1 protein-coding gene is annotated in these 1,080 nt (G+C 47.6%); it reads left to right on the top strand.

The genetic code is table 11. The annotated features are described in order from the left end of the window. The coding region (locus tag A3751_RS19805) for an alkane 1-monooxygenase (protein WP_068458660.1) at nucleotides 1–986 on the top strand (986 nt) is incomplete at its 5' end. Between the last annotated feature and the right edge of the window lie 94 nt (nucleotides 987–1,080).

Raw genomic sequence — 1,080 nt, 5'->3', positions numbered from 1 at the left:
ACTTTGTAATGGGAGAGGACACAAGCAATCCACCGGAAGCGGTCGTTCCACAACTTGAAGCAGACCCGTATTACAAGCTAATTGCACGCATCCATGTCCCTATCGTCATCGCCGTGTTCATATATATCGGTTGGTTTGTTGCAAACACTGATTTAAGCGCGGGCGGATACATCGCCTCAGCGTTAACTGCAGGCTATATCGGCGGGCATGGTCTTAACATTGGCCACGAGCTGGGGCACAAAAAGAATAAGCTCGATCAATGGCTAGCGAAAATCGTACTAGCACCGGCCGCTTATGGTCACTTTTTTGTTGAGCACAACCGAGGGCACCACAAGATGGTCGCGACTCCCGAAGATCCAGCCTCTTCGAAAATGGGGGAGAATATTTACAGCTTCGCCCTGAGAGAGCTTCCTAATGCGATCATTCGCGCGGCTAAAATTGAACATACGCGTTTAACGAAAGAGGGTAAGAACCCGTTTTCGCTGCGCAATGAGTTCATTCAAACCTTAACAATGACGCTCGTGTTTTATATAGCGATGGGTTTATGGCTTGGGCCTGAAGTGGTGCCATACCTTTTTATTGCTGCATTTTGGTCTATGTGGCAGTTAACGTCTGCCAACTACATTGAGCACTATGGGTTGCTGCGCCAAAAGCTTCCGTCTGGGCGATATGAGCGGCCACAGCCCCACCACAGCTGGAATAGTAACCACATCTTTTCTAATTGGGCCCTTTTCCATCTTCAGCGACATTCGGACCATCACGCAAATGCTACACGGGCATATCAATCATTACGCCATTTTGACAACTTACCGTCATTCCCAAACGGTTACTTTGGTATGTTCTCTGTGGCGTATATCCCCTGGCTTTGGTTTAAAGTTATGGATAAGCGTTTAGTCGAGGTTGTAGACGGAGACCTTAACCAGATCAACATGCTTCCTAGCAAGCAAGAAAAGCTCGTTGCGAAATACCAGCTTACTCGACAATAGCAAATGCGCGCTTAAAACCAAGCGATGCTTAGAGTGTGCTCAAAAGGCCTTTGGGTAAACCCGAACACACTGAACAAAGTAGTGTGATAACGAG

The organism is Oleiphilus sp. HI0080 (assembly GCF_001635135.1).
Note: the sequence above shows the minus strand (reverse complement) of the source record. Positions and strands in the feature narration are given on the sequence as shown.